This window comes from Roseinatronobacter domitianus (genome assembly GCF_023336755.1).
GTDB lineage: Bacteria > Pseudomonadota > Alphaproteobacteria > Rhodobacterales > Rhodobacteraceae > Roseinatronobacter > Roseinatronobacter domitianus.
Genome location: NZ_JALZWP010000009.1, coordinates 20,738 through 46,769, shown reverse-complemented (window position 1 = coordinate 46,769; position 26,032 = coordinate 20,738). Strand labels below are relative to the sequence as shown.

General features: G+C 62.2%; 28 protein-coding genes and 1 pseudogene. 14 read left to right on the top strand and 15 right to left on the bottom strand.

Going from position 1 to position 26,032, the window contains the following annotated elements; genetic code table 11:
• Positions 1–7: 7 nt before the first annotated feature.
• The 6 genes from phnD to M3N55_RS10375 all read right to left on the bottom strand — a co-directional run bounded on the left by phnD (position 8) and on the right by M3N55_RS10375 (position 5,139).
• The gene (gene phnD, locus M3N55_RS10400; protein ID WP_249058583.1) at positions 8–955 is read right to left on the bottom strand and encodes a phosphate/phosphite/phosphonate ABC transporter substrate-binding protein; all 948 of its coding nucleotides are present in this window, start codon (positions 953–955) and stop codon (positions 8–10) included.
• A gap of 182 nt (positions 956–1,137) precedes the next feature.
• Complete coding sequence (locus tag M3N55_RS10395; RefSeq protein ID WP_249058580.1) at positions 1,138–1,836, bottom strand: L,D-transpeptidase; 699 nt, start codon at positions 1,834–1,836, stop codon at positions 1,138–1,140.
• 53 nt (positions 1,837–1,889) lie between these two features.
• Complete coding sequence (locus tag M3N55_RS10390) at positions 1,890–2,264, bottom strand: hypothetical protein (RefSeq protein WP_249058579.1); 375 nt, start codon at positions 2,262–2,264, stop codon at positions 1,890–1,892.
• Positions 2,265–2,275: 11 nt separating this feature from the next.
• The gene (locus M3N55_RS10385) at positions 2,276–2,944 is read right to left on the bottom strand and encodes an orotate phosphoribosyltransferase (RefSeq protein ID WP_249058577.1); all 669 of its coding nucleotides are present in this window, start codon (positions 2,942–2,944) and stop codon (positions 2,276–2,278) included.
• 73 nt (positions 2,945–3,017) lie between these two features.
• A complete protein-coding gene (gene pyrC / locus M3N55_RS10380; RefSeq protein WP_249058575.1) occupies positions 3,018–4,055 on the bottom strand; it encodes a dihydroorotase in 1,038 nt (345 codons plus the stop codon).
• Positions 4,056–4,065: 10 nt separating this feature from the next.
• Positions 4,066–5,139 (bottom strand): threonine aldolase family protein, encoded by a 1,074-nt coding sequence (locus M3N55_RS10375; protein WP_249058573.1) that lies wholly within the window; start codon positions 5,137–5,139, stop codon positions 4,066–4,068.
• Between the two features lie 116 nt (positions 5,140–5,255).
• Here M3N55_RS10375 and M3N55_RS10370 point away from each other — a divergent pair, with 116 nt between their 5' ends.
• From M3N55_RS10370 to M3N55_RS10330, 9 genes are all read left to right on the top strand, one after another.
• Positions 5,256–5,813, top strand: coding sequence for a NifU family protein (locus M3N55_RS10370; protein WP_249058572.1), 558 nt, complete (start codon positions 5,256–5,258; stop codon positions 5,811–5,813).
• On the top strand, positions 5,803–6,447 hold the full coding sequence (gene tsaB, locus M3N55_RS10365) for a tRNA (adenosine(37)-N6)-threonylcarbamoyltransferase complex dimerization subunit type 1 TsaB (RefSeq protein ID WP_249058570.1): 645 nt from the start codon (positions 5,803–5,805) through the stop codon (positions 6,445–6,447). The genes M3N55_RS10370 and tsaB overlap by 11 nt, the downstream gene beginning before the upstream one ends.
• Positions 6,444–6,854: a ribosomal protein S18-alanine N-acetyltransferase gene (rimI, locus tag M3N55_RS10360; protein ID WP_249058568.1), complete on the top strand. Its 411-nt coding sequence runs from the start codon at positions 6,444–6,446 to the stop codon at positions 6,852–6,854. The genes tsaB and rimI overlap by 4 nt, the downstream gene beginning before the upstream one ends.
• Before the next feature lie 157 nt (positions 6,855–7,011).
• On the top strand, positions 7,012–8,001 hold the full coding sequence (locus tag M3N55_RS10355) for a BMP family lipoprotein (RefSeq protein ID WP_249058567.1): 990 nt from the start codon (positions 7,012–7,014) through the stop codon (positions 7,999–8,001).
• A 9-nt stretch (positions 8,002–8,010) separates the two neighbouring features.
• Positions 8,011–9,582, top strand: coding sequence for an ABC transporter ATP-binding protein (locus M3N55_RS10350; RefSeq protein ID WP_249058565.1), 1,572 nt, complete (start codon positions 8,011–8,013; stop codon positions 9,580–9,582).
• Positions 9,579–10,673, top strand: coding sequence for an ABC transporter permease (locus M3N55_RS10345; protein WP_249058564.1), 1,095 nt, complete (start codon positions 9,579–9,581; stop codon positions 10,671–10,673). The genes M3N55_RS10350 and M3N55_RS10345 overlap by 4 nt, the downstream gene beginning before the upstream one ends.
• A complete protein-coding gene (locus M3N55_RS10340) occupies positions 10,673–11,635 on the top strand; it encodes an ABC transporter permease (RefSeq protein WP_249058562.1) in 963 nt (320 codons plus the stop codon). The genes M3N55_RS10345 and M3N55_RS10340 overlap by 1 nt, the downstream gene beginning before the upstream one ends.
• A 24-nt stretch (positions 11,636–11,659) precedes the next feature.
• The gene (locus M3N55_RS10335; RefSeq protein ID WP_249058560.1) at positions 11,660–12,580 is read left to right on the top strand and encodes a sulfite exporter TauE/SafE family protein; all 921 of its coding nucleotides are present in this window, start codon (positions 11,660–11,662) and stop codon (positions 12,578–12,580) included.
• Positions 12,580–13,341, top strand: coding sequence for a TIGR02186 family protein (locus M3N55_RS10330; RefSeq protein ID WP_249058559.1), 762 nt, complete (start codon positions 12,580–12,582; stop codon positions 13,339–13,341). The genes M3N55_RS10335 and M3N55_RS10330 overlap by 1 nt, the downstream gene beginning before the upstream one ends.
• A 132-nt stretch (positions 13,342–13,473) precedes the next feature.
• On the opposite strand, the gene M3N55_RS10325 is transcribed toward M3N55_RS10330, so the two are convergent.
• Entirely contained in the window at positions 13,474–13,965 is a 492-nt protein-coding gene (locus M3N55_RS10325; protein WP_249058557.1) for a flavin reductase family protein, read from the bottom strand.
• Positions 13,966–14,050: 85 nt separating this feature from the next.
• Positions 14,051–15,142, bottom strand: a complete 1,092-nt coding sequence (locus M3N55_RS10320; protein WP_249058704.1) for a UDP-3-O-(3-hydroxymyristoyl)glucosamine N-acyltransferase — start codon at positions 15,140–15,142, stop codon at positions 14,051–14,053.
• Positions 15,143–15,245: 103 nt separating this feature from the next.
• Here M3N55_RS10320 and M3N55_RS10315 point away from each other — a divergent pair, with 103 nt between their 5' ends.
• The 5 genes from M3N55_RS10315 (at position 15,246) to rnr (ending at position 19,986) form a co-directional block, all read left to right on the top strand.
• Positions 15,246–15,671: a YqaA family protein gene (locus tag M3N55_RS10315; RefSeq protein WP_249058556.1), complete on the top strand. Its 426-nt coding sequence runs from the start codon at positions 15,246–15,248 to the stop codon at positions 15,669–15,671.
• Between the two features lie 54 nt (positions 15,672–15,725).
• On the top strand, positions 15,726–16,073 hold the full coding sequence (locus M3N55_RS10310) for a hypothetical protein (protein ID WP_249058554.1): 348 nt from the start codon (positions 15,726–15,728) through the stop codon (positions 16,071–16,073).
• Complete coding sequence (gene dapE / locus M3N55_RS10305; RefSeq protein WP_249058703.1) at positions 16,066–17,211, top strand: succinyl-diaminopimelate desuccinylase; 1,146 nt, start codon at positions 16,066–16,068, stop codon at positions 17,209–17,211. Before M3N55_RS10310 ends, dapE begins: the two co-directional genes overlap by 8 nt.
• A complete protein-coding gene (locus tag M3N55_RS10300; protein WP_249058702.1) occupies positions 17,208–17,630 on the top strand; it encodes a GNAT family N-acetyltransferase in 423 nt (140 codons plus the stop codon). The genes dapE and M3N55_RS10300 overlap by 4 nt, the downstream gene beginning before the upstream one ends.
• A gap of 145 nt (positions 17,631–17,775) precedes the next feature.
• Positions 17,776–19,986, top strand: coding sequence for a ribonuclease R (gene rnr, locus M3N55_RS10295; RefSeq protein WP_249058553.1), 2,211 nt, complete (start codon positions 17,776–17,778; stop codon positions 19,984–19,986).
• 81 nt (positions 19,987–20,067) lie between these two features.
• On the opposite strand, the gene M3N55_RS10290 is transcribed toward rnr, so the two are convergent.
• The 7 genes and pseudogenes from M3N55_RS10290 to M3N55_RS10265 form a co-directional block, all read right to left on the bottom strand.
• Entirely contained in the window at positions 20,068–20,286 is a 219-nt protein-coding gene (locus M3N55_RS10290; RefSeq protein ID WP_249058551.1) for a DUF1127 domain-containing protein, read from the bottom strand.
• 177 nt (positions 20,287–20,463) lie between these two features.
• On the bottom strand, positions 20,464–21,756 hold the full coding sequence (gene ccrA / locus M3N55_RS10285) for a crotonyl-CoA carboxylase/reductase (RefSeq protein WP_249058549.1): 1,293 nt from the start codon (positions 21,754–21,756) through the stop codon (positions 20,464–20,466).
• Positions 21,757–21,890: 134 nt separating this feature from the next.
• Complete coding sequence (locus tag M3N55_RS10280) at positions 21,891–23,288, bottom strand: 1-acyl-sn-glycerol-3-phosphate acyltransferase (protein ID WP_249058547.1); 1,398 nt, start codon at positions 23,286–23,288, stop codon at positions 21,891–21,893.
• Between the two features lie 180 nt (positions 23,289–23,468).
• On the bottom strand, positions 23,469–23,891 hold the full coding sequence (gene ndk, locus M3N55_RS10275) for a nucleoside-diphosphate kinase (protein ID WP_249058545.1): 423 nt from the start codon (positions 23,889–23,891) through the stop codon (positions 23,469–23,471).
• A 130-nt stretch (positions 23,892–24,021) separates the two neighbouring features.
• Positions 24,022–24,252, bottom strand: a pseudogene (locus tag M3N55_RS16850) (hypothetical protein); the annotation flags it as partial.
• Between the two features lie 147 nt (positions 24,253–24,399).
• Positions 24,400–25,077 (bottom strand): DUF502 domain-containing protein, encoded by a 678-nt coding sequence (locus M3N55_RS10270; RefSeq protein WP_249058543.1) that lies wholly within the window; start codon positions 25,075–25,077, stop codon positions 24,400–24,402.
• 19 nt (positions 25,078–25,096) lie between these two features.
• Entirely contained in the window at positions 25,097–26,023 is a 927-nt protein-coding gene (locus tag M3N55_RS10265) for a pseudouridine-5'-phosphate glycosidase (protein WP_249058542.1), read from the bottom strand.
• Positions 26,024–26,032 lie beyond the last annotated feature (9 nt).

Here is a 26,032-nt window from a genome sequence, read left to right as displayed (position 1 = left end):
GCAACGCTTAATTGCAGGAGTAGCTGACGCCATTGGCTTCATCGATCTGGCGGATCACAGACCAGTTTTCCAGAAAGGTGATCGGGATGAACTGCGCTTCACCAGAGTTCTGGAACTCTTCTTCCATGGAGGTGCCGGCCCAGTCGAAGGTGAAAAACGCCTCCTGAACTTTGGCTTGCAGGTCGGGGTGCAGGTTATAGACGGTGCCGTAACCCGTGGTGGGGAAGGTCTGCGAGGTGTAAACGATTTCGTAATCGTCTTCGCTGATTACATCGCGCGCGACCATCCGATTGCGCACAGAATTGGCAATGGCAGCCGCGTCGTAATCCTTGTTAACGACGCCCAGAATGGATTGGTCATGCGCACCGGAAAAAGCGGGTGTAAAGTCGCGGCCCGGCAGCATGTCGAATTCCGATGCCAGAATGGCCGAGGGCGCCTTGAACCCGGAATTCGATGTTTCCGAGGTGAAGGCCATATTGCGGCCCTTGATGTCCTCGACGGTTGAGATGCCCGAATCGGGGTGGGTGATGATTTCCATCTCATAGCCGAAAGAGCCATCGGCGGCGGCCATCATCGCAAAAGACCGGAAGCCCGCACAAGCCACGGCCAGCGGGTTCGACCCGGTGTTGAAGCCTGCGACATGCAGGCGGCCCGCACGCATGGCTTCGATCTGTGCAGCGTTCGACTGTACCGGGAAGAACTGCACCGGCTTGCCGGTCAGCTCTGACATGTGGTCAAGGAAGGGTTGCCAGACTTCGGCATAAACGGCAGGGTCTTCCACCGGGGTATAGGCGAAGATCAATACCGACGGGTCCAGCCATTGGGATTCGTCGGTGGGGATATCGGCGATCAGGTCGCCATCGGCATCGGTGTAACGGTCGTCCAATTCGAAAGCGGTTGCTGGCAGCGCAAGCAGCGCGGCAGCAGCGACCGTAGTCATGAATGTCTTAAACATGTCTCTCTCCCTTCGGGGTTGCTGTTCTGATCGCCTTTTAGCGCTGTATCTTGACAGATACTTTACAACCCCGTGACAGATTTATGACAATCTTTGACGATACCTGACAAGAGTTTTGTCACGTTCCAAGCTTTGGCAGGTCCAGCGGCGCGCGCCCATCCTGGACACGCGCTTGGTTGGCGTCAAAAAACGGTTCCCAGACCCTGCGGCGCAAGCGATGTCAAAACGATGACCTTGGACCCGTGAATCGCCCTGTCATGCAGGTCGATCACGTCCTGATCCAGCAGGCGGATACACCCGGACGACACGGCACGCCCGATATCGCGCGCCTCTGCGCCGCCATGAATGCGGTAAAGCGTATCGACCCCGTCTTGAAACAGATATAATGCCCGCGCGCCCATCGGGTTGTCCGGACCGGGGTCCATTCCGCCATTTGCCACAGAGAAGCGCGCCAAGTCCGGTTGGCGTGCGATCATGGCGGCAGGCACCTTCCAGCGGGGCCAGTCGCGGCAGAATTGCAGCCGCGCCACGCCGGCCCATGCAAACCCTTCGGCACCAACGCTCACGCCATAGCGCAGCGCGATGTCGCTGTCCTGCACAACGTGCAAGTTGCCGGCATCCGGGTCCACGATAATCGTGCCGGATGGCTCTTTGGGCCATGGGTTCGGCACGGTCTGGCGCCAGTGTTTCGGCGGCAATGTGGCGTCGACAATCGCCGGAATGGGGTAGGGCTCGTCCGTGATCGCGCCATAGAAGGGCGGCAGTGGCGGCGCTTTGGGGGGTGTGGTCGCGGCGCGTGTGGTCGGAGCAGCTGGCGGTTTTGCGCAGGCTGATAGGCCGAACGCTACCGCCGACGCGGTGAAAGCTCTGCGAGTAAGCATGGGAATTCCTTCGGGATATAACAGGTTTGGGCGCTTTGCGCGCCGCGAACGTGTTACGCCCTCCGGGGAGGTGCCTTGGGAGGCGCGGGTTGATCCTGCACCTTCCACGCCTGCGCAGGCGGATGAGCGGGATTTGCCTTGCGTGTTGAGGCTGCCTGTGACGCTTCATTCGTGAAGAACTTGGCGCAGCCCGCCCCTGGCAAAAACCCGCTGCGGCAGGTGCGCGGGGTTTGGGCGCTGCTTTGGGCGGGCGTCTGCATGTTGTGCGGCGTGGCATCCGCCACTGCTGGAACCCATGCGTTCAGCGCGCCCAAGGGCAGCATCAGAACCATCATCAGGGCCAGCAGGGCGGAACGAACAGCGTGCATTCTTAACCGTTGTGGCAGATCATGCGCGAGCACAAGCCGGGCGGCGGTCTGTCCGATCACGATTGCGCGCGTCAGCCTTGGCCCCAGTCACGCGGGTTGCGCAAAAACGCCTCGACCGCATCCAGCGTGGCGGTGTCGAAATCCTCAGCCCGCCGGGCTTCGGCAAGCACGTCCCACCATGTGCACAGGTAATGCAGCTTCACCCCATGCTCTGCCAAGCGCGGTTCGGTTTCCGGGAAAATGCCGTAATAGAAGATCACGGCCGTATGGCCGCACTCCGCCCCGGTGTCGCGGATCGCATCGACAAAGCTCAGTTTCGAGCCGCCATCGGTGGTCAGGTCTTCGACCAGCAGCACGCGCTGGCCCTCATGCATTGCCCCCTCGATCCGTGCATTGCGCCCGTAGCCTTTGGGCTTCTTGCGCACATAGGTCATGGGCAGGGCCATGCGTTCGGCGACCAGCGCTGCAAAAGGAATACCCGCGGTTTCCCCGCCTGCGATATTGTCAAACGCCTCCATCCCTGCATCTTCCAGCACGCGGCAGGTCAGGAAATCCATCAATGTGCTGCGAATGCGCGGGAAAGAAATCAGCTTGCGGCAGTCGATATAGGTCGGCGCTTTCAGCCCGCTTGCGAAGATAAACGGCTCTGCGGCGTTGAAATGCACGGCCTTGATGTCCAACAGCATCCGCGCGGTCAGGCGGGCGGCAGTTGCGCGGTCGGGATAAGTGGCGGGGATCATGGCTGTCCTTTCGGGCGGCGGGCTTTGCGGCAGGCGGTGTATTAGAGTATTTTTGGCAAGATGAAGACGAGGGTCAGGCTTGAGTTACGGCCCAATGCAGCGGAAAGCCGGGGTCAAAGACGGTCACGGGGCCGGCGCCGGTGTCGATCTTGGCGGGGTAGGCGACGGGATCGGCTGTTTTCTTCAGCGTGATCGTGTCTGTGTTGACCGGCAGGCGGTAGAAGCCAGGGCCATTACGGCTGGCAAAGCCTTCGAGCTTGTCCAGGGCACCTGCCGCGTCGAACACATGCGCAAGGATGGACATGGTGTTGGTCGCGGTAAAGCAGCCCGCGCAGCCGCAGGCGTTTTCCTTGGCGTCATCGCTATGCGGCGCGCTGTCGGTACCAAGAAAGAAGCGCGCATCGCCAGAGGTTGCGGCCTGCACCAGTGCCAGCCGGTGGCTTTCGCGCTTGGCCACCGGCAGGCAGTAATAATGCGGCTTGATGCCACCAACCAGGATATGGTTGCGGTTGATCACCAGATGATGCGTGGTGATCGTCGCGCCCAGATTTTCGGGCTGGCTTTGCACATACGCGACTGCATCGGCGGTGGTGATATGTTCCATTACCACACGCAGGCCGGGCGTAGCGCGGCGAATGGGGTCCAGCACGCGGTCGATGAACACGGCTTCGCGGTCGAAAATGTCGATGTCGTGATCCGTCACCTCGCCATGGCAACAGAGCGGGATGCCCGCTTCGGCCATCGCGTCGAGCACCGGGCGCACCTTGTCGAAATTCGTCACGCCAGAGGCCGAGTTGGTCGTCGCGCCCGCCGGGTAGAGCTTGACCGAGGTGATGATCCCGTCGCGATGGGCGGCAACCACATCGGCCGGGTCGGTGTCTTCGGTCAGGTAAAGTGTCATCAGCGGTGTAAACCCGTCGCCCGTGACCTTCAGGATGCGGTCGCGGTAGGCGGCGGCCTGCGCGCCCGTCACGACAGGCGGCACAAGGTTGGGCATGATGATTGCACGGGCGAAATGGCGCGCGCTCTCATGCGCAATGCCTTCCAGCATGGCCCCGTCTCGCAGGTGCAGGTGCCAATCGTCGGGGCGGAGAATGGTAAGCTGTTTCATGGACATTTCCTTAGCCAAGCGCCGCGCCGGATGGAAGCGCGTTTTGCGAAGCCAGCGTGGTTAGAAAGCGGTCGACATGGGCTTCGGTCGTGGACCAGCTTGTGACCAGCCGCGCGCCGATCGGGTCCGGGTCGTCCCATGTCGCATGGTCGGGCCAGAGGTAATATTCCGCGCCGGCATCTTGCAGCCGGTCATGGCCCGCACGCGGCCATGTTGCAAAGATCATATTACCGCCGCGCGGATAGGCGATCTGGGCATGCCCTGCCAAGCCCGCTTCCAGCCGCTCGGCCATGGCATTGGCGTGGCGGGCAAGGTCCAGCCACAAGTCATTTTCCAGCCAAGCCAGCATTTGCGCCGACAGGTAACGGTGTTTCGAGGGCAAATGCCCACCGCGTTTGCGCCGCAACTGGAATTCCCACGCTTTTGCCGGATCAAAAAACACCACCGCTTCCACACCCATCAGCCCGTTCTTGGTGCCGCCCAAGCACAGCACATCGACGCCCGCGCGCCATGTCATCTGGGCAGGCGAGCACCCCTCGGCCACCAGTGCATTGGCAAAGCGCGCGCCGTCCAGATGCACGGGCAGGCCATGGGCATGGGCGATTTCCGCAAGTGCCGATATTTCGGCCACCGAATAGCGCGTGCCGCATTCGGTGAGGTTCGTCAGGCTGACCATGCCCGGTTGCACATGATGCACCACGCCTTTGCCCGATTGCGCCAACACGCTGGCCAAGGCGTTCGGGTCAATTTTGCCGTCTGTCCCGGCCACATGGGTCAGTTTTGCGCCCGCGGTGAAGAATTCCGGCGCGCCGCATTCATCGACCTCTATATGGGCCAGTTTATGGCAGTAAATAACGCCCCATGGCGGGCAATAGCTGGCACAGGCCAGCGCATTTGCCGCCGATCCCGTGGCGACAAGGAACACCTCGGCCTCTGGCGCCTCGAACAACGCGCGGATGCGGTCGCGCAGCGCGTCCATATAGCGGTCGGCCCCGTAGCCCATGGCAAAGCCCGCGTTGGCGTCGCGCAAAGCGTCCAGAATGGCGTCGGGCACACCGGATGTGTTGTCAGAGGCGAAATGCATGGGATGGCCTTTTCGTTTTCCACAAGCTGCGCGGGCGGCGCGCAGGTGTCAAGGTGGCGGCCTTGACAGGTTGGGGGGCAGGGCGCATATGCCCTGCAACACCAAGGAGTTTACTCATGTTCATCCAGACCGAAAGCACCCCGAACCCGGCTACGCTGAAATTCATCCCCGGTCAGGACGTGATGGAAGTGGGCACCGCCGATTTCCCTTCGGCGGATACGGCGGTATCGTCGCCTCTGGCAAAACGTCTGTTCGCGGTTCAGGGCGTAACGGGCGTGTTTCTGGGCCTCGACTTCATCACTGTGACCAAGGCGGAAGATCTGGATTGGCAGCACCTGAAGCCCGAAATCCTTGGCGCGATCATGGAGCATTTCCAGTCGGGCGCGCCCGCGATTGAAGGGGCCGCGCAGTCGGGCCATATGGCGCATGACGGGCCGGACAGCGAAATCGTGGGCCAGATCAAGGAATTGCTGGATACGCGCGTGCGCCCTGCGGTCGCGCAGGATGGCGGCGACATTACCTTCCACGGGTTCGAGCGTGGCGTGGTCTACCTGCATATGAAGGGCGCATGTGCTGGTTGTCCGTCTTCGACCCTGACGCTGAAAATGGGCATTGAAAACCTGCTGCGGCATTATATCCCCGAAGTGACAGAGGTGCGGCCCGTTGCCGTCTGACGGTCTGGTTCTGGGGTTCGACACATCGGCCGCGCATTGCGCGGCCGCTTTGGTGTCGGGCAACCGGGTGCTGGCGCAGGCGCAAGAAGACATGGCCAAGGGCCAATCCGAACGTCTGATGCCGCTTCTGGAACAGGTTTTGGCCGAAGGTGGCGCGCAATGGTCTGACCTCTCTGGCATTGGCGTGGGTATCGGCCCCGGCAATTTCACCGGCATTCGTATTTCCGTGGCCGCTGCGCGCGGGCTGTCTTTGGGTCTGGGCGTGCCCGCGCTGGGCGTCAGCGTATTCGAGGCCCGCGCGCATGGCTTGCCGCGCCCGCTCTATGTTGTCGAGGATGCGCGCCGTGGCATGGTGTATGTGCAGGAATTCGGCGTCATGGCGAAAGCCCCGCTGCTCTTGGACCTGTCTGATATTGGTTTTGCGATCGATGCGCCCTTGGTCGGAACCGCCGCAGAGATGGCCGCGGAGCGGCTTGGGCTGCCCGTCCTCTTCCCTGCCGCGCCTGTTGCGGTTGCCATTGCGCAAATCGCCGCCAGCCGCCTTGGCACGCCGCATCCGCGCCCTGCGCCGCTATACCTGCGCGCGCCCGATGCCGCGCCGTCCAATGATCCCGGCCCGGTTATGCTGTCGTGACGCCAAATGCGATTGCGGCGCTGCATGCAGCGGCTTTTCCGCATGAACCTTGGAGCGCTGCGGATTTTGCCGCATTTTTGCAAGACCCGACCACGCTGTTGGTCACGCACAGCCACGGTTTTGCCCTGTTGCGCATCGTGCTGGACGAGGCCGAGATCCTGACCTTTGCCGTTGACCCGGCGGCACAAGGGCAAGGCCATGGTGGGGTGATTCTGGCCAATGCGCTGAGGCAGGCGAACGCGGGTGGCGCCGCGCGTGTCTTTCTGGAGGTTGCCGCGGATAACGCACCCGCCCGCGCGCTTTATGCGCGCGCCGGATTTGTGCAGACGGGCCTGCGCAAGGGCTATTACGCCCAATCCGCTGCCGCCCCGGTTGATGCGCTGCTGCTGGAACGCGCGCTGTCCTGACCTTTGGTCACTTCTTGGCCAAGGCTGCGCGCCTTGGGTTTTTACTGTTGACCCTGCCTGCGCTTAGGGCGTTAATCGTCAGCAATCGCGGCCCACCGCGAGTGTTCCCCAAGTCCCAAGCGCGCAACAGCCGCGCATCCCAACAGGAGAGCTTTGCATGACGTCCCTCAAGACCCTGACCCTTTCGGTTTCGGCGCTGGCACTTGGCACCGGCATCGCCGCCGCCGACCCGGCGCTGATCTTCGATCTTGGTGGCAAGTTCGACAAGTCGTTCAACGAGGCCGCCTATAACGGTGCCGAGCGTTGGAAGGCCGAGACCGGTGGCGATTACCGCGACATCGAAATGCAATCGGCTGCGCAGCGCGTGCAATTCGCCCGCCGCATGGCCGAATCTGGTGCAAACCCCATCGTGGTCATGGGCTTCCAGAACGCGCCCACCTTGGAAGAAGTCGCGCCCGATTATCCCGACACCTCGTTCGTGCTGATTGACGCAGTGGCGGACCTGCCGAATGTGCGCTCTGTCATCTTTGCTGAGCATGAGGGCAGCTACCTTGTTGGCATGTTGGCTGCGATGGCGTCGGAATCGAACACGATCAGCTTTGTTGGCGGTATGGAAATTCCATTGATTGCGGCCTTTGCCTGCGGCTATGCGCAAGGTGCCAAGGCGGTGAACCCTGATATGGAGGTAATCGTCAACTACACAGGCAACACCCCAGATGCGTGGAACGATCCCGTGCGTGGCGGTGAAATCGCGCGCGGTCAGGTCAGCCAAGGGTCTGACGTGGTTTTCGCCGCCGCGGGTGGCACCGGGCTGGGCGTGCTGCAAGCGGCCGCCGATGCGGGCGTTTATTCCATCGGTGTGGACAGCAACCAGAACTATCTGCATCCCGGTTCTGTCCTGACCTCTATGCTGAAACTGGTGGATGAAGCCGTCTACACCGCCTTCACCGATGGTCCCGGTCTGGAAGCCGGTGTTGTCACCATGAACCTTGCCGCCGGTGGCGTCGGTTACGCGCTGGACGAGCATAATGCGGACCTGATCACCGCCGAGATGCAAGCCGCCGTCGAAGCTGCGCGCGAAGCGATCATCGCAGGCGAAACCGTGGTGCATGATTACCGCACCGACAGCACCTGCCCGGCGTTCTGAGCCACGGGAATGGCCACAATACCAGACCAAACGGCGCGGCAGGAAGCTGCCGCGTCCGCCCCCCCTGCAATTGAATTGCGGGGGATTTCCAAGGCTTTTGGGCCGGTTCAGGCGAATAAGGACATTTCCATCACGGTGCAGCGTGGCACGATTCACGGCATTGTGGGCGAAAACGGCGCGGGTAAATCGACGCTGATGTCCATCCTCTATGGGTTCTACAAGGCCGATGCGGGCGAGGTGTTTATCAACGGTCGCAAGACAGAGATCCCCGACAGCCTTGCTGCGATCCGCGCAGGTATCGGAATGGTGTTCCAGCACTTCAAACTGGTCGAGAATTTTACGGTGCTGGAAAACGTCATCCTTGGGGCCGAGGATAGCGCACTTCTGGGACCGTCACGGCGGCGCGCGCGCGGCGTGCTGAAGCAACTTGCGTCTGATTTCGAGCTGGAGGTCGATCCCGACACCCTGATCGAGAACCTGTCCGTGGGCCACCAGCAGCGGGTCGAGATACTGAAGGCGCTCTACCGCGAAGCCGATATTCTGATCTTGGACGAACCGACAGGCGTTCTGACCCCGTCAGAGGCCGACCATTTGTTCCGCATCCTGCGCGGGCTGAAAGAGCAGGGCAAGACGATCATCTTGATAACGCATAAATTGCGTGAAATCATGGATGTAACGGACGATGTTAGCGTCATGCGGCGCGGCGAGATTGTCGCGACCCGCGCCACCGCCGACACCAGCCCGACCGAATTGGCAGAATTAATGGTGGGCCGTAAGGTCTTGTTGCGCGTCGAAAAAACCGAAGCGCAGCCGGGTGAAGAAGTGCTGCGCGTTGACGGTCTGCGACTGGTCGACGGCCAAGGCGTGGAACGGTTGCGCAAGATTGGCTTTTCCATTCGCGCGGGAGAGATACTGGGCATTGCGGGCGTTGCCGGGAATGGCCAGTCCGAGCTTTTGGAAGTTTTGGCCGGGCTGCGAGAGGCCGAGGGGCAGGCCATGCTGCGTGGTCAGCCTTTGCCGCTGTCGGGACAGGACTGCAATGGGCAAGCGCGGCGCGCGCGCCGCATTGCGCATGTGCCCGAAGATCGCCACCGCCGTGGTCTGGTGCTGCCATTTCATGCGTGGGAAAACACCGCGCTGGGCTACCACCATGACCCGCGCTACAACCCCAGCCCGTGGCGGATGGATGGCGCGGCGATTATCGCCGATACCGCCGCCAAGATGGAACGCTTCGACGTGCGCCCCCCTGACCCGCAATTGCCTGCCGAGGGGTTTTCTGGCGGCAACCAGCAAAAGATCGTGCTGGCGCGCGAAATCGAATATGGGCCGGACCTGTTATTGGTCGGCCAGCCCACGCGCGGGGTCGATATTGGCGCGATCGAATTTATTCACCAACGTCTGATCGAATTGCGCGACGCGGGCGCAGCGGTGCTTCTGGTCTCTGTCGAGCTGGATGAAATTTTGTCATTGTCGGACCGGATACTGGTCATGTTCGACGGGCGGATCATGGGGGAACGCATGGCCGATGCCACCGATGCGCGCGAACTGGGCCTGCTGATGGCGGGAATGGAGCACGCATGAGCACCAAACGCATTCCCCATTGGGCCGATGTCACACTTGTGCCGCTGGTCTCTGTCCTGCTGGCCTTCGCAATTTCCGCCGCCCTGATCTGGGCGATTGGCGAAAGCCCGTGGAACGCAGTCAAGCTGATGGTGGATGGCGCTTTCGGGTCCAGCTATGGCTGGGGCTATACGCTGTATTACGCCACCAATTTCATGTTCACCGGGCTGGCTGTGGCCGTCGCCTTTCAGGCGCGGTTGTTCAATATCGGTGGTGAAGGACAGGCGGCGGTTGGGGGTTTGGGCGTGGCTTTGGTGTGCCTCTACATCCCATGGCCGCATTGGACCTTGGCGCTGCTGGGCGCGTCGCTTGGCGCGGCGGCGTTTGGGGCGCTCTGGGCGTTCATCCCCGGCTATCTGCAAGCCAAACGCGGCAGCCACATCGTGATTACCACGATCATGTTCAACTTTATCGCGGCGTCCTTCCTGAACTACATGCTGGTCAATTTCCTGCGCCCGCAAGGGTCGCAAGATCCGTCTTCGCCGCGCTTTCCCGATACAGCGTCGCTGCCAAAACTACATGAAATCCTTGGGCTTTTCGGCATTCCCTTTTCCAAGGTTCCGCCGGTGAACATCTCTCTTTTGATTGCCGTGGCACTTTGCGGGGCGGTGTGGTGGCTGCTATGGCGCACGCGGTTGGGCTACCAGATCCGGGCCTTTGGCGAATCCGAATCCGCGGCGCAATATGCGGGCATCAGCCCCGCGCGCATTACCATCATCGTCATGCTCATTTCCGGCGGTTTGGCCGGGCTGATGGCGCTGAACAACGTGATGGGCGAACAGGAGCGCTTGGTTCTGAACGCGGTCGAAGGCGCGGGCTTCATCGGCATCGCCGTGGCTTTGATGGGGCGCAACCACCCGTTCGGGGTGTTCCTTGCGGCAATCCTGTTCGGCTTTCTGTATCAGGGCGGCGCGGAACTGGCGCTTTGGACGGGCATTCCGCGCGAATTGATCGTGGTCATTCAGGCGCTGGTTATCCTGTTCACGGGCGCGTTGGACAATATGGTGCGCATCCCGATTGCGAAACTGTTTTCCCTGCGGAGGGCGGACTGATGGATATGGCAACCCTCGCGCAGGTGCTTGACAGCACCTTGCGGCTGGCCACGCCCTTGTTGTTCGCCTGTCTTGCGGGCCTTATCTCGGAACGTGCGGGCATTTTCGACATCGGGCTGGAGGGTAAAATCCTGGCCGCCGCGTTTCTGGCCGCCGCCATTGCCTTCGTGTCGGGCAATGTCTGGCTTGGCGTGCTGGCGGGGATAGCGATTTCGGTCTGTATGTCGCTGATACACGGTGTCGCTTCGATTACCTTTCGCGGCAACCAGCTTATTTCCGGCGTGGCGATCAACTTTCTGGCGGCAGGGCTGACCGTCGTGATCGCGCAAAACTGGTTCCGGCAGGGCGGTCGCACGCCGTCCTTGACGGGCGATGCGCGCATGGCCCAGATTGACCTTCCCTTTGCCGAAGCCTTGGCCGATGTGCCGGTAATTGGTCCGATCTACAACATCTTTTCGGGGCATGCGTTGCTGGTCTACCTTGCGTTTCTATGCGTGCCGGCAACATGGTTCTTGCTGTTTCGTACCCGCTTCGGGTTGCGCCTGCGTGCGGTGGGCGAAAATCCGGCGGCGGTGGACACGGCGGGCGTGTCGGTCATTGGCCTGCGCTTTGGCGCGGTGGCAATCTGCGGTGTGCTCTGCGGGCTGGCAGGGGCGTATCTGTCGACGGGCCTGTCGGCGGGGTTCGTCAAGGATATGAGCGCGGGGCGCGGCTATATCGCGCTGGCGGCGATGATCTTTGCCAAATGGCGCCCTTGGCACGCAATGGGTGCGGTGCTGCTGTTCGGGCTTCTTGAAGCTGTCGCAAACCGCTTCCAGTCGATAGAGATCATGGGCCTTGCACTTCCCATTCAGGTCATGCAGGCCTTGCCCTATATCCTGACCGTTGTCATTCTGGCCGGGTTCGTTGGGCGCGCCATTCCGCCAAGGGCGGGTGGTAGCCCGTATGTGAAAGAACACTAGCCGCGCTGGGCGCTGGGACCGAAGATGCAGATTTACCTGCCGATTGCCGAAACCTCTGTCAACGCCTTCACGTTGCTGGGGGTTGGCGGTGGCGTCGGGGTGCTGTCTGGCATGTTCGGTGTTGGCGGGGGGTTCCTGATAACACCGCTTTTGTTCTTTATCGGCGTGCCGCCGACGGTGGCGGTGGCGACTGGCGTTAACCAGGTTGTTGCAAGTTCCATCTCCGGTGTGCTTGCGCATCTGAAGCGCAAGACCGTGGACCTGCCAATGGGCTGGGTGCTGCTGGCAGGCGGGTTGATCGGGTCGATCATCGGGATATGGTTCTTCAACCTGATGAGCCGCCTTGGTCAGATCGACCTGATCGTGCAACTGTCCTATGTTATTTTTCTGGGCATTATCGGCGCGATGATGTTCAACGAAAGCCTGCGGGCGCTGCTGCGAACGCGCTCGGGCACTGCGCCAAGGCGGAAACGGCACACGCATACATGGGTGCATAACCTGCCGCTGAAGATGAAATTCCGCGCCTCTGGTCTTTATATTTCGGTGTTTCCGCCGCTTCTGGTGGGTGTCGGCGTGGGTATTCTGGCGGCGATCATGGGGGTGGGCGGCGGCTTCATCCTTGTGCCCGCCATGATCTACCTGTTGGGCATGCCGACCAAGGTCGTGATCGGCACCTCGCTGTTTCAGGTCACATTCGTTGCGGCCTTTACCACCATGATGCATGCGATCACCAACCAGACGGTCGATGTGATGCTGGCGGTGTTCCTGATTATCGGTGGCGTTATCGGCGCGCAGATCGGCACGCGCGTGGGGCTGAAGCTGGGGGCAGAGCAACTGCGCATCCTGCTGGCGCTGCTGGTGCTGGCGGTGTGCGGCAAGATCGCCTTTGACCTGCTTTGGCCACCGGCCGAGCTTTACTCCATCTCTGTATCCGGGGGCGTGTGATGGGACGTCTGTTCGCCTTGGTCACCTTGCTGCTCTTCACCATCCCCGCGCAGGCGCAAGAAGAGGTCGTCGCGGGGCTCAGCCAGAACAGTGTTGCGCTGACGGTTAATTTTGTCGGCTCTGACATCCTGATCTTCGGTGCGGTGCGCCGCGACGGGGCCATTCCTGAAGGGCCGCTTGATGTGGTCGTCACCGTCGAAGGCCCGCCGCAGGAAGCCACGATCTGGCGCAAGGCGCGCCGTGCAGGCATCTGGATGAATACCGAGGCCCAGGAGGTGCGCGCCGCGCCCAGTTTCTACGCAGTGGCCAGCACCGCGCCCCTGGCCGACATCCTGTCGCCAGAGACCGATCTGGATTACCGCATCTCGACACGGCTTGCGATATTCGAGGCCCGCAGCAGTGTTGATGTGTCCGACCCTGCCGCCTTTACCGAAGCGCTGATCCGCATTCGCCAGAACGAAGGGCTTTATCAGGAAGGGCAATCCTCGGTCTCGCTGGAGCGGGATACGCTGTTCACGACACGCATCACTTTGCCCAAGAACATCGTCGAAGGCAGCTATGCGGCGCGTATTTTCTTGCTGCGCGAGGGCGCGGTGATCGATGAGCACGAGACATTCATCGAGGTGCGCAAGGCGGTGCTGGAACGGTGGCTCTATTCGCTCGCCTATGACCAGCCTGCGCTCTACGGATTGCTGGCTTTGTTCGTCGCGGCCTTCTTCGGCTGGGGTGCGTCGGCGGTGTTCCGGTTGATACGAAGCTGATGTGACAGTGATCCCCGCCCCGGCCTTGAGCCGGGGCCTCCACGTTCAGATGTGCAGGTAGAGGCCCCGGCTCAAGGCCGGGGCGGGAGTCAAGATTATCCGAGGATTGTCCAACTTTAAGCCTGGCGGACCTTAGCCAATCGACCCGTAAGCACCGCCGAAAAAGCTCAGCCCTGCACCCTCGCGGGTGGTCACGCGCAGCACTTCGCCCACGACGATGGCGTGATCGCCGCCCGGATAAACCGCATGGCGCGCGCATTCGAACCGCGCAAGACAGCCCGGCAGCAGAGGCGCATCGCCCAGACCAGCCTCTATGCCCGGCAGGCTGAAATCAAACCCGTCGCGGGCGAAATGCCGAGCGACGTCCAGCTGGTCCTCTGCCATGACATGAATGGCGAAATGTGTCGCGCGGTCGAATATCTCAAAACGGCGCGAAAACCGTCCCGGTGCCCACATCACCAGCGCCGGTTCCAGCGACAGCGCAGCAAAGCTGTTGGCGGTAATTCCAACCGGTCCGTCGGCTGTTTGTGTGGTCACGACGGTCACGCCGGTCGCAAACCGCCCCAGCGCATCGCGCAAGGCCCGCTGATGCTCTGCATCCGGGGTGAAAACCTGTTCACTCATGACTGCTCCGTCCATATTTGCTCACCCTTGCCCGAGTCTGTCTTGTTGTGATCTCAGTTAAGCCGCGCAGGCAACAGGGCAAGGCTCAGTCCCGCTGTCCTGGCTTGAAAACCGCCTTTTGCAATTCGGCTACGGTTGCGGCCAGCCGCGGCAGTCGGCGCAGCGCCCTGCGAATTTCCAACTGGGTTTCGATCTTGGTGGCCGGGTCTCCCAGCACCGCCCGGCCTGCCGGCACGTTTGTGAACACCCGCGCCGCGCCGCCGACAATGACATCATCGCCCACGAAAATATTGTCGTTCACAGCCGATTTGCCCGCCAACAACACGCGGTTGCCGATCCGGGCCGACCCGGCCACGCCGGCCATGCCGCACATCATGCAATCTTCGCCCATCTGCACATTATGGCCAATTTGGCAGACCGAATCTATCTTGGTGCCCGACCCGATAACCGTGTCGCGCACCGTGCCCCGGTCGATCGAGGAACTGGCCCCCAATTCCACGTCATCGCCGATGCGGACAGCGCCCATGGAGTTAATCCGCTGCCATTTCTGCGCGCGGATTTCGCGGTCCCCTGACAGCGTGGCGCGCACGTCTTCGGCCGCTGACGGCTCTGGCGTCACAAAGCTGAAGCCGCAGCCGCCCACCACCGAATTGGGCTGCCCGATAAACCGGTCCCCGATCACACAGCGCGCCGCGATCCGGGCGCCCGCGTGCAAGGTCAGCCCGGCACCGATCACCACGTCCTCGGCAATGCTGGCATTCGGCCCAATCCGCGCATCCGGCCCGATCTGTGCCCGTGCGCCGACCGATACGAATGGGCCGATGCGCGCGCCGTCCCCGATCTGGGCGGTGGGATCGATGAACGCCATCGGGTGAATGCCCGTGCCAAAGTCATAGCCGGGGTCCATGACCTGAGAGACGCCGGCCATGGCCCAGCGGGGGCGAGGCGCGAAAATCGCGGCCTTTAGCCCGAAGCCTTGCCAATCAGCACCCGACCACAGAATTGCCGCGCAGGCCTGGCCTGCGGTCAGACCGTCGGCATATTTAGGGTCCATTGCCAGTGCCAGCGCATCGCGCGTTGCAGAGCTGGGCTCGGCCACATGGGTTACGATCAGGTCTAGGTCGCCGTCTGCCTGCAAGCCCAATGCGCGGGCAATATCTGCGATACTATGCGCCATATCGGGGCCTTTCTGCATGTGCTGCGCCCTTGTAGCGAAAGCCACGGCACAGGGCCAGACGTTTGGCGCGTGACTTTGCCAGACGGGCGCGGCATGAGCGTGCATGGATTTGCTTGCCCTGTTCATGTCGGCGCTTGTTGCCGCTACGCTTTTACCCGCCCAGTCGGAAATCGTGCTGGTGGCGCTTGTGCTGTCTGGCGTGCATCCGGTCTGGCTGCTTCTGGCGGTGGCGACAACGGGCAATGTGCTGGGGTCTTGCGTGAATTGGGCGATGGGCCGGTTCCTGATGCGCTTTTCCGACCATCCGCGCTTTCCGTTCAAGCCAAGCCAAATTCACCGCGCGCAGAATTGGTATGCCCGCTTTGGCTGGTGGAGCTTGTTTTTTGCATGGGTTCCCATCATCGGCGATCCGCTGACATTGGCGGCTGGTATCCTGCGCGAGCCCTTCTGGCGCTTTCTGCTGATGGTGGGCCTTGGCAAATTCGCGCGCTACGCGGTGCTGGTGGCGGCGGTGCAAGCTGCCTCGTAAAGGCTTGCCAGCCGCGCGCCGACCTGCGAGGAAAAAGAAAAACCGGAGCCGGATATGACCAAACTCGACCGTCCCAAGACGACCCCGCCAGAGCAAGTCTATACATTGCTGGTGGAACTGGGTCAGACCGACGATCTGCCAAAGGGCGCAACCGGCGCGGGCTTACTGCTGTATGCGCCGGGGCTGGACGAAGCAAGCGCCGTGCGCGATGCGGTGTCGGTCCTGAAACAGGCCGATGTCAAACCGCTGGACGTAACCAGCTACGGCACGCTTGACGAACGGTTGGCGGCGGGCGATCAGATCCCCCCCGAAGAAAAAGAGCTGATGGCGCGTGCGCTGGCTGAAAACGCGGTCATCGTGGCGCAGAAAACATGGTTTACCGATGACCCGGACGATGATTGATCCCGTAGCCCTGACCGCTGATCTTGTGCGCTGCCCCTCCGTCACGCCCGCAGAGGGCGGCGCGCTGGTGCTGCTGGAGAAGATGCTGACAAAGGCGGGCTTTGCCTGCACGCGCGTTGACCGGAACGGCACGGCCAATCTGTTCGCCCGCTGGGGCGCGAAAGGACATGCGCGCAGTTTCGGGTTTAACGGGCATACCGATGTTGTGCCAATCGGTGTGCGCAGCGATTGGACGCGCGACCCATTTGGGGGCGAATTGGCCGAGGGCCGTGTCTGGGGGCGCGGCGCGTGTGACATGAAATCGGGTGTTGCGGCCTTCGTGGCGGCGGCTGTGGATTTCGTGCAAGCCACACCGCCCGAAGGTGCGATCATCCTCGCCATCACCGGCGACGAGGAAGGCCCGGCGCAGGACGGCACCGTGGCGCTTCTGGACTGGATGGCGACCGAGGGCGAGGCGATGTCGGTCTGCCTTGTGGGCGAGCCGACATGCCCGGAGCGCATGGGCGAGATGATGAAAATCGGGCGGCGCGGGTCGATGAATGCGACCATCACCGCGCGCGGGCGGCAGGGCCACGCGGCCTATCCGCACCGCGCGGCGAACCCGCTGCCGGTGTTGGTGGGGTTGCTTGACCGGCTGGCGCGGCATGAACTGGACCAAGGGACTGACCATTTCGATCCGTCCACACTGGCACTGACCACGGTTGATGTGGGCAATGATGCGACCAACGTCATTCCGGCCACGGCGCGGGCCGGGCTGAACATCCGGTTCAATGATCTGCACTCGGGGCAAAGCCTGTCGGACTGGCTGCACGCGCTGGCGGCGGAAGAAAGCGCCGGAACTGGCGTGGCGCTGGAGCTTGCGATCCGTGTTTCCGGCGAGGCGTTCCTGACGCCACCGGGACCGCTGTCGGAGCTTGTCGCGCGTGCGGTTCAGGCCGAATGTGGGGTGGTGCCGGTCTTGTCCACTTCGGGGGGCACTTCCGACGCGCGTTTTGTGAAAAACCATTGCCCGGTGGTGGAGTTCGGGCTGGTGGGCCAGTCGATGCATCAGGTCGATGAATTCGCGGAAATTGCGCATATTGAACAGCTTAAACGGGTTTATTCACGCGTTTTGCAAGATTATTTCGCCGGATGCTGACGATTGGCCTGACCGATGACATCGCAACCTGCCACGCGCTGCGGCGGGTTGTGTTCATCGAGGAACAGAATGTCGATGAAACGCTGGAGGTTGATGGCCGTGACGCTGACGCGCTGCATCTGCTGGCGCGTCTGGATGGCGTTCCGGTGGGTTGCGCGCGCGTGCTTATTGCAGGTGACACCGCCAAGATCGGCCGGGTTTGCGTGCTGCGGGCGCATCGTGGCACGGGCATCGGGCAGGCGCTTATGCGCGCCACGGTGGATGTGCTGCGCGCGCGGGCCGATGTGCGGCGGGCGAAACTTGGCTCGCAACTGCACGCGCTTGGGTTCTATGCCGGGCTTGGATTTGCGCCGGTTGGGGCAGAGTATCTGGACGCCGGGATAATGCATCGCGACATGGTGCTTGATCTGTCCGCGTGACAGCTATTCGCGTGACGAGTCGCGCGCGCCATGCTAGAGCGCGGCGCATGAGACATGCCCCCTGCTGCCCAGATCGCCCACCCGCCCACCCCCGGCAGAGGCTGCGCCCCTGCCTTGCGCTCTGGGCAGCAGGGGGCGCGTGGCTATGAAGCAATTGCCTTCCCTGACCGAATTGCGCGCGTGGATGACCGCGAACCCCGATGCAACGCGCCGCGATATCGCGCGCGCTTTCGGGATCAAGGGCGCGGCGAAGATCGACCTGAAAGCCCTGCTGCGCGAGTTGGAGGGCGAGGGCGTTGCCTCGCGTCGCCGAGCCTCTGGCGGGGCATTGCCGCCGGTCACGGTGCTGGAGGTGCTTGGCCCCGACGCCGATGGCGACCTGTTCGCCCGCCCGATTGAGTGGCGCGGGCAGGGCGCAGCCCCGCGCGTTATTTTGCTGGCCCCAAAGGATATTGGCGCAGGCGACCGTGTGCTGGCCAAATGCGAGGCGATCCGTGGGCCGGATTACGACTATCAAGCCAAGATCATTCGCAAGATCGGGGCGAACCCGCAGCGTATATTGGGCTTGTTCCGCACCGGGGCCGAGGGCGGGCGCGTTATGCCTATCGACAAGGGCGCTGACCGCGACTGGATGGTCGGCCCGCATGATGTGAATGGCGCGCAGGACGGCGAATTGGTTCTGGCAGAACCCATGGGCCGTGCGCGGTTCGGCCCGCCGCGCGCACATGTGGTCGAGCGCTTGGGTGACCCGACCGCGCCCAAGGCGGTGTCGCTGATCGCGATCCACCAGCATGGCATTCGCGATGCGTTTGACGATGCGGTCGTGGCCGAAGCCGACAGTGCCCAGCCCATGCCCTTGGGCAAGCGACTGGACCTGCGCGATGTGCCGTTGATGACCATCGACCCGTGGGATGCGCGCGACCATGATGATGCGCTATTTGCCGAAAAGCGCGGCGATGGGTTCACCCTGTGGGTCGCCATTGCCGATGTCGCGGCCTATGTGCGCCCCGGATCGGAACTGGACCGCGAAGCGCGCAAGCGCGGCAATTCCACTTATTTTCCCGACCGCGTGGTGCCGATGCTGCCCGATACGCTCTCGGGCGATCTGTGCTCGCTGCACGAAGGGGTGGACCGCCCCTGCATTGCGCTGGAAATGCAGATTGATGCCGAGGGCAACAAGACTGACCATAAATTTCACCGCGCGATGATGCGGTCCGCCGCCAGCCTGACCTATGAGCAGGCGCAGGCCGCCGATGACGGACGGCTGGACGCGCAGACGGAGCCGCTTGCTGGACCCTTGGGCGATCTGTTCGCCTGCTACCGCGCACTGACCCGCGCCCGCGAACGCCGTGCGCCTTTGGAAATTGATCTGCCCGAACGCCAGATCGTGCTGTCGGATGAAGGGCGCGTCACCTCGGTCGCGTTCAAAGAACGCTTCGACGCGCATAAGCTGGTCGAGGAATGCATGGTGCTGGCCAATGTCGCGGCCGCCGAAACCTTGCGCGAAAAGGGCCGTCCGCTGCTGTATCGCGTGCATGAAGAGCCTAGCCCCGACAAGCTGGAAGGGCTGCGGCAGGTGGCGCGCGAAACCGGGCTGGTGCTGGCCAAGGGGCAGGTGTTGCACACGCGCCACCTGAACCGCTTGCTGGCGCAGGCCGAGGGCACCGAGTTTGACGAGATGATTAACATGGCCACGCTCAGGTCCATGACGCAGGCCTATTACGCGCCGCAGAATTTCGGGCATTTCGGGCTGGCCTTGCGCGAATACGCGCATTTCACGTCACCCATCCGGCGCTATGCCGACCTGATCGTGCATCGCGCGTTGATTTCGGCGCATGGCTGGGGCGATGACGGGCTATCGCCTTGGGATGTGGAGCATCTGGAAGACACCGCCAAGGCCATATCAGAGGCCGAGCGCCGGTCCATGACCGCTGAACGCGACACGAATGACCGCTACTTGGCTGCCTTTCTGGCCGAACGGGTGGGCGCAGAATTTGCCGGGCGCATTTCGGGTGTCGCGCGGTTTGGCGTCTTTGTGAAGCTGGACGAGACGGGCGCGGACGGGCTGGTGCCCATTCGCAGCATCGGCGCCGAGTATTTCCGCCACGACCCGGACGCGCAAAGCCTGACGGGCGAGCGCACGGGGATCACCATCAGCATGGGGCAGCAGGTTCTGGTCAAGCTGGCAGAGGCCGAACCGATCACCGGCGGGCTTATGCTGGAGCTGCTGGAAGTGGACGGCGATGCGCTGCCGGTTGCGCGCGGTGGACCTGCGCGGGGCGGGCCCAAGCGCAAGGCGGCAAAAGCCAAGCACAAATCAGCCAAACTGGCACGCAAGAGCCGTCGCAAAGGGTAGGGGGCAAAATATCGGGACAGCAAGGCATGCCGCAGCGCGCCCTGATGCCCGACTATTTGCGGCTCATCGCGCTCAGCCAGGTCAGGATTTGAACGCCGCTTCGGCCGCAAGGCGCGGTATTTCGCTGCGGTGAATGCCCAGATCGGCCAGTTCCCGGTTGGACAGCGCCTGCAATTCGCTCAGGGTCTGGTTGTAGACGGCGCGTTGTTGCAGCGTCTCTGCCAGCATTGCGCGAAAGCTCTGTAGGCGGGCAAGGAACCCGCCAAAGCGTAGGTCGGTGGTGTGATTTGCATAAGCCATGATTGCGTCTCTCATTTGCGTTTCTTGACACCAGACATACGCCGATGCTGCGATTGCACAATGAACAAACCGGAAATGCCGCTATGCAGCATTTGCAAGGCAGAGAAATGCGAAACGTAAAAACCGCGACCGGCCACGTGGGCAGATCGCGGTCAGGCGCAAGGGTTTGCGCGTAGTTTATTTGGTCGGGCCGGCCTCCAGCACCTCTTCCAACGTGCGCAGACCCGTGCGCGGGGCTTGCACCAGCACCGACATGTTGCCGGGCTTGTGTTCGTTGCGCAGCATTTTCATATGCGCGTCCGGGATGTCGACCCAGGGGAAAACCTCTGACATGCACGGATCGACGCGGCGCTCCATTACCAGTTTGTTGGCGGCGGCGGCTTGTTTAAGATGCGCGAAATGGCTGCCCTGCAAACGCTTCTGATGGGACCAGACATGGCGCACGTCGAAGGTGCAGTTATACCCCGAAGTGCCCGCGCAGATTACCACCATGCCGCCGCGCTTGCAAACGAAGGACGACACCGGGAAGGTTGCCTGTCCGGGGTGTTCGAAAACGATGTCGACATTGTTGCCTTTGCCGGTGAATTCCCAGATCGCCTTGCCGAAGCGGCGTGCTTCTGCGAACCACGCGGCGTATTCGTCGGAGCCGACTTCGGGCAGGGTGCCCCAACAGTTGAAATCCTTGCGGTTGATGACGCCCTTGGCCCCAAGGTTCATGACGAAATCGCGCTTGTCTTCCTCTGAGATGACCCCGATGGCATTGGCGCCCGCGGCCACGGCAAGCTGGATCGCGAAAGACCCGATGCCGCCCGACGCGCCCCAGACCAGCACATTCTGGCCTGGCTTCAATTCATGCGGATGATGGCCAAACAGCATTCGGTAGGCGGTGGCCAGCGTCAGGACATAGCAGGCCGATTCTTCCCATGTCAGATGCTTGGGGCGCGGCATAAGCTGCTGCGCCTGCACCCGCGTGAACTGCGCAAAAGACCCGTCGGCGGATTCGTAACCCCAGATGCGCTGGCTGGGCGAGAACATCGGATCGCCGCCATTGCATTCCTCGTCATCGCCATCATCCTGATTGCAATGGATCACGACCTCGTCGCCAACCTTCCAGTTCTTGACCTTGTCGCCGACCTTCCAGACAATCCCCGCCGCATCCGAGCCGATCACGGCATATGGTGCCCCATGACCCTTGAACACCGAAACCGGCGTGCCCAGACAGGCCCACACCCCGTTGTAATTGACCCCGGCTGCCATCACCAAAACCAGCACGTCATGGCTGTCAATTTCCGGTGTGTCGACCACTTCGACCTTCAGCGCGTCGGTCGGGTCGCCATGGCGTTCCTGGCGCAGAATCCACCCATACATTTGCTTGGGGACATAGCCCAAAGGCGGCATTTCCCCAATTTCATACAGGTCTTTTTCGGGCGCGTCATACTGCGCCATGCCCGTCTGGTTATCCAGCGCCATTTCGGCCTCCAAAGCTAAGACTACGGGGGGTGTCCCCGATCATGATGCTGCGTCGCAGAATTCACGCGGCGCTTGCAGCGTGGATAAAATGGGTCGCGCAACATTGCAACCCTGAATATTGTTTTTTTGTAATTTTATGTCGGAGTATCTGCGGGCTTTTCTGGGCTTGCATCCACCTCTGCCGCGTTTTGCAGGATCGAAGCCGCGTAATAAGCGATCGCGGCTTCTTCTCCGGATGTGACAGTGAAGATGTTGTTTTCCTTGGCGATCATGCCGCGCAGCGCCAAGTGGTCCAGACCTTTGCGCAACAGCTCTCCTTGTGCGGCGGCGGGCCAGGTATCGGCCTTGTCCGGCCCAAGCAGATCTTCCGAGGCCGCGTGAAGCTGCGACCACGCGCCGCGCCCACCGGACCGGAGCAGTGCAGCTGCGGCAAACGGGACAGCCAGCACCGGCATCGCGGCCTGAATCCGCTTCATCAGCAGATCGCCCAAGGCATCGGCATCCGCCTCTGGGTTGGCCTGCATATAACTGCGCAGCGACACCGGCGCGCCATAGCTCACCGCCGCTTGCCCGAAGCCCTGGAACCGTCCGCGCAGCTTTTGCCATAGCACCCGTGCGACAAAAGCCAACGCCACGCCGGGACGCCCCCGAAACCGCCGAGAGCCGCTGGCCTTGGCCGCCAATAGCAGACGGTCCTCCAGCACCCGGTCGTAATTCAGCGCCACCGGGACGAAAATCACGTCACGCGGGCCGCGTGCATCCCAGCCACGCAAGATATAGGTCAGCAAACCCACGCGGCCTTGCCCGACGCGCCCGTCCAGGCTTAGCCCGCCCTCTGGAAAGATCGCTTGCGTGCTGCCTTGCTGCACCGACATCTGCACATAGCGCGCCAGCACCGCCCGATACAGCGCATTGGCATAGCGTCGGCGGATGAAATACGCCCCCATTGCGCGGATAAAGCCTTTTAGCGGCCATATGCGCGCCCATTCGCCCACCGCATAGCTGAGCGCGGTGTGCTGCGCGGCCAACCAGGTGACCAGAACGTAGTCCATGTTCGAGCGGTGGTTGATTACAAAAACAATGGCATCTTCTGGCGCGACCTCGTCCAGCCCGTTCTGATCCTCGGCCTGCACCACGACATCATAGAACCCCTCTCCCAGCCGCCGCGCCAAACGGATGGCAAAGCCGAAATATGTGGCGGTGGAAAACCCCGGCACGATTTCGCGCGCGTAGGACCGGGCCTTTTCAAAGGCCACGTTGGGCGGAATGCCCTCGTCGCGGGCATGCGCGCGCACCGCTTCCATCACCTGCGGGTCATAAACCAGCCGGATGACCTGGTCCTGGCGTCGCATCAGCTTGAATGGCTCGATCGGGCGCTTCAGCCGCTGGTTCAACCGCGCCACCGCACGCTCAGCCCGTTTTCGGAAAAACCAGCGCACCGATGGAAACAGGAAATGCGACGCGAAGGTGACCGCGGCAAACCCAACGATAAGGGTCAGGGCCCAGACGGGCAACTCAACGCTCTGAAACATAGTGTCAATCTGGCAGGAAATTCTGCAATGGTAAATGAGGAACGGCGCTCCCCTTCATCCTTGCATAAATATCCTCGGGGGTGAGCCGACCCGCAGGGCGGCGAGGGGGCGGAAAGCCCCCTGATAACGCAAAAGACCCCGCACAAACGGCGGGGTCTTTCAAATGCGTGTCGCAGCGGATTAGCCGACCAGTTCCAGCCCGGAAAAGAAATACGCGATTTCTTCTGCGGCGGTTTCCGGTGCGTCCGAGCCGTGGACAGAATTCTCGCCAACCGACTGCGCGAACTCGGCGCGGATGGTGCCCGGCGCTGCATCGGCAGGGTTCGTGGCGCCCATCACTTCGCGGTTTTTGGCAATGGCGCCTTCGCCTTCCAGCACCTGCACCACGACCGGGGCAGAGGCCATGAATTCGCACAATTCATCATAGAAGGGGCGTGCGGCGTGGACCTTGTAGAACTCGCCGGCTTGCGCTTTGGTCATGTGAATGCGCTTTTGCGCCACGATACGCAGGCCAGCGTCTTCGAACTTGGCGTTGATCCTGCCGGTCAGGTTGCGGGCGGTTGCGTCGGGTTTGATGATCGAGAAGGTGCGCTCTAGGGCCATGATGTCTCTCCGGGTATATCTGGGCGCGAAAGTGATTTTCCGCGTGCGAGGGCCGCTTACCATGGGCGTATGACGGTGAAAAGACCCTGCGCGTGGGGCGCGTCGCTGCGGTTGAAATCCGGCGGGCGCATCACCCCCAAGGGGAATAGCGACAGCGGACTGCCCGACAGTTCAAACACTTCGAAACGCCGGAAAACGACTTGCGGTTGTAGCTGCGCGCGGCGCAATCCTCGTCGCCGAATTTGTCGAAGGGCTGAGCCGAGGTGCCGCAATAGTCATTCGCATGCGCCCAGCAACCGCGCTTCGATGTGGCGCGGTAACAAGTGAAGCGGTTTTGCAAAGGCTCTGACAGCGCTGCCCGGCACGCGCGCTCTGATGGCCACCTTTATGCAAGCGCTGGTCGCAGTGCAGAAGCGCAATTCGGCGGCGGCAGGGTCGGGCAGGGCAAGGGCAGAAAGGGCAAGGGCGCGCAAGGAAATTGCGACCTAGGCTATCGCGCGGCGCTTGGTCAGCTTTCCACACCCGGCGCGGCCACCAGTTTGCCTTTGCGCGTGTCCGGATAGACCAGCCCAGCGGAAATCACCAGTTTCGCGGCGTCTTCGATGGACATATCCAACTCGATCACGTCACGGCGCGGCAGGAACAGCAGAAACCCCGAGGTCGGGTTTGGCGTGGTCGGCAGAAACACCGAAACCAGTTCCTCCCCGTTCGACAGCTTGTCGCCAATCTCGCCACGCGTGGTGGTCGAGATAAATGCCGTGGCCCAAATCCCCTTGCGCGGATATTCCACCAAGCACGCCCGGTCAAAGGTTGGGGCGGTGCGTGCAAGGATCGTATCCGCGATCTGTTTCACCGCGTTGTAGATGGAGCGCACGACAGGCATCGCCTCGACAATGCGCTCGCCCCAGCCGACAAGCGTGCGGCCGATAAAGCCCTTGGTGAAATAGCCCATCACCAGCGTAAAGACCAAAAACAGCGCCACGCCCACGCCCGGCACGTCCCAGCCGGTCAGCACTTCGGGTTGAAAGCGGCGCGGGATCAGCGGCATCACGATCCCGTCGATCCATGTGACCACGTTCCAGACCAGCCAGACCGTCAGCACGCCGGGGGCGATCACCGCCAATCCAGCCAGAAAATTAGAACGGATTGAACCGAGGAACCCGCGTTTGTGATGATCTGCCGACATGATCTGTCCTGTTGCCGCTCTAGGCGCCGATATGGGGGGCGGGGATGGCCGATACAAGCGCGCATGCAATCGCGGCACCCAGCCGCGCATTGTTGCGCACCAGCGCGATATTGGCCGTTAGCGACGCGCCGTCGCTCAGCTCAAAGATACGGGCAAGCAGACGGGGGGTCACATCCTTGGCGGCAACGCCCGCGCAATCGTGCAGGGCTTGCGCGATCCAACCGTCGATCACATCGCGCGGGATTTCATCGGCTTCGGGGATGGGGTTGGCGACAAGCTGGCCACCGGGCAAACCAAGCGCGGCGCGCATCTGGTGGGCGCGGGCGATCTGCGCGGGGTCATCCATTCGCAGGGGCGCAGGCAGGCCGCTCTCGCGCGACCAGAAAGCAGGGAACCCGTCTTGCCCATGAGCGATGACAGGCACACCCAGCGTTTCCAGCACTTCCAGCGTTTTGGGCAGGTCCAGAATGGCCTTGGCCCCGGCGGCAACCACGGTAACGGGGGTTTGCGCCAATTCCTGCAAATCGGCGGATATGTCGAAGCTCTGCTCTGCGCCGCGATGCACCCCGCCTATGCCGCCGGTGGCAAACACCGCGATACCGGCGCGGGCGGCGCAGATCATGGTCGCGGCAACGGTTGTGGCCCCGGTTGCACCCATTGCCAGCGCTGCGGCCAGATCGGCACGCGACAGTTTCAGCGCGCCGGTGGTTTGGGCCAGTTGCTCAAGCTCGACCATCTCCAGCCCGATATGGATCACCCCGTCCAGAACAGCGATGGTTGCCGGAATGGCCCCGGCGGCGCGGATGTCGTTTTCGACCTGCCGTGCCATGTCCAGGTTGCGGGGGTAAGGCATGCCATGGGTGATAATGGTCGATTCCAGCGCGACAATCGGCGCGCCGGTGTCGCGCGCTTCGGCCACTTCGGTTGAGTAACGCATCTCAAACATCTGACATTC

Excerpts from the sequence above, each read along its gene's own strand:
- pyrC (WP_249058575.1), bottom strand. The coding sequence starts at position 4,055 with ATGAAACAGCTTACCATTCTCCGCCCCGACGATTGGCACCTGCACCTG.
- M3N55_RS10270 (WP_249058543.1), bottom strand. The coding sequence starts at position 25,077 with ATGTCGGCAGATCATCACAAACGCGGGTTCCTCGGTTCAATCCGTTCT.
- M3N55_RS10330 (WP_249058559.1), top strand. The coding sequence starts at position 12,580 with ATGGGACGTCTGTTCGCCTTGGTCACCTTGCTGCTCTTCACCATCCCC.
- M3N55_RS10395 (WP_249058580.1), bottom strand. The coding sequence starts at position 1,836 with ATGCTTACTCGCAGAGCTTTCACCGCGTCGGCGGTAGCGTTCGGCCTA.
- ccrA (WP_249058549.1), bottom strand. The coding sequence starts at position 21,756 with ATGGCGCTGGATAACCAGACGGGCATGGCGCAGTATGACGCGCCCGAA.
- M3N55_RS10325 (WP_249058557.1), bottom strand. The coding sequence starts at position 13,965 with ATGAGTGAACAGGTTTTCACCCCGGATGCAGAGCATCAGCGGGCCTTG.
- M3N55_RS10310 (WP_249058554.1), top strand. The coding sequence starts at position 15,726 with ATGACCAAACTCGACCGTCCCAAGACGACCCCGCCAGAGCAAGTCTAT.
- M3N55_RS10375 (WP_249058573.1), bottom strand. The coding sequence starts at position 5,139 with ATGCATTTCGCCTCTGACAACACATCCGGTGTGCCCGACGCCATTCTG.
- M3N55_RS10350 (WP_249058565.1), top strand. The coding sequence starts at position 8,011 with ATGGCCACAATACCAGACCAAACGGCGCGGCAGGAAGCTGCCGCGTCC.
- M3N55_RS10370 (WP_249058572.1), top strand. The coding sequence starts at position 5,256 with ATGTTCATCCAGACCGAAAGCACCCCGAACCCGGCTACGCTGAAATTC.
- phnD (WP_249058583.1), bottom strand. The coding sequence starts at position 955 with ATGTTTAAGACATTCATGACTACGGTCGCTGCTGCCGCGCTGCTTGCG.
- dapE (WP_249058703.1), top strand. The coding sequence starts at position 16,066 with ATGATTGATCCCGTAGCCCTGACCGCTGATCTTGTGCGCTGCCCCTCC.
- rnr (WP_249058553.1), top strand. The coding sequence starts at position 17,776 with ATGAAGCAATTGCCTTCCCTGACCGAATTGCGCGCGTGGATGACCGCG.
- M3N55_RS10340 (WP_249058562.1), top strand. The coding sequence starts at position 10,673 with ATGGATATGGCAACCCTCGCGCAGGTGCTTGACAGCACCTTGCGGCTG.
- M3N55_RS10385 (WP_249058577.1), bottom strand. The coding sequence starts at position 2,944 with ATGATCCCCGCCACTTATCCCGACCGCGCAACTGCCGCCCGCCTGACC.
- M3N55_RS10290 (WP_249058551.1), bottom strand. The coding sequence starts at position 20,286 with ATGGCTTATGCAAATCACACCACCGACCTACGCTTTGGCGGGTTCCTT.
- M3N55_RS10355 (WP_249058567.1), top strand. The coding sequence starts at position 7,012 with ATGACGTCCCTCAAGACCCTGACCCTTTCGGTTTCGGCGCTGGCACTT.
- M3N55_RS10265 (WP_249058542.1), bottom strand. The coding sequence starts at position 26,023 with ATGTTTGAGATGCGTTACTCAACCGAAGTGGCCGAAGCGCGCGACACC.
- ndk (WP_249058545.1), bottom strand. The coding sequence starts at position 23,891 with ATGGCCCTAGAGCGCACCTTCTCGATCATCAAACCCGACGCAACCGCC.
- M3N55_RS10280 (WP_249058547.1), bottom strand. The coding sequence starts at position 23,288 with ATGTTTCAGAGCGTTGAGTTGCCCGTCTGGGCCCTGACCCTTATCGTT.
- M3N55_RS10320 (WP_249058704.1), bottom strand. The coding sequence starts at position 15,142 with ATGGCGCATAGTATCGCAGATATTGCCCGCGCATTGGGCTTGCAGGCA.
- M3N55_RS10335 (WP_249058560.1), top strand. The coding sequence starts at position 11,660 with ATGCAGATTTACCTGCCGATTGCCGAAACCTCTGTCAACGCCTTCACG.
- M3N55_RS10345 (WP_249058564.1), top strand. The coding sequence starts at position 9,579 with ATGAGCACCAAACGCATTCCCCATTGGGCCGATGTCACACTTGTGCCG.
- M3N55_RS10315 (WP_249058556.1), top strand. The coding sequence starts at position 15,246 with ATGGATTTGCTTGCCCTGTTCATGTCGGCGCTTGTTGCCGCTACGCTT.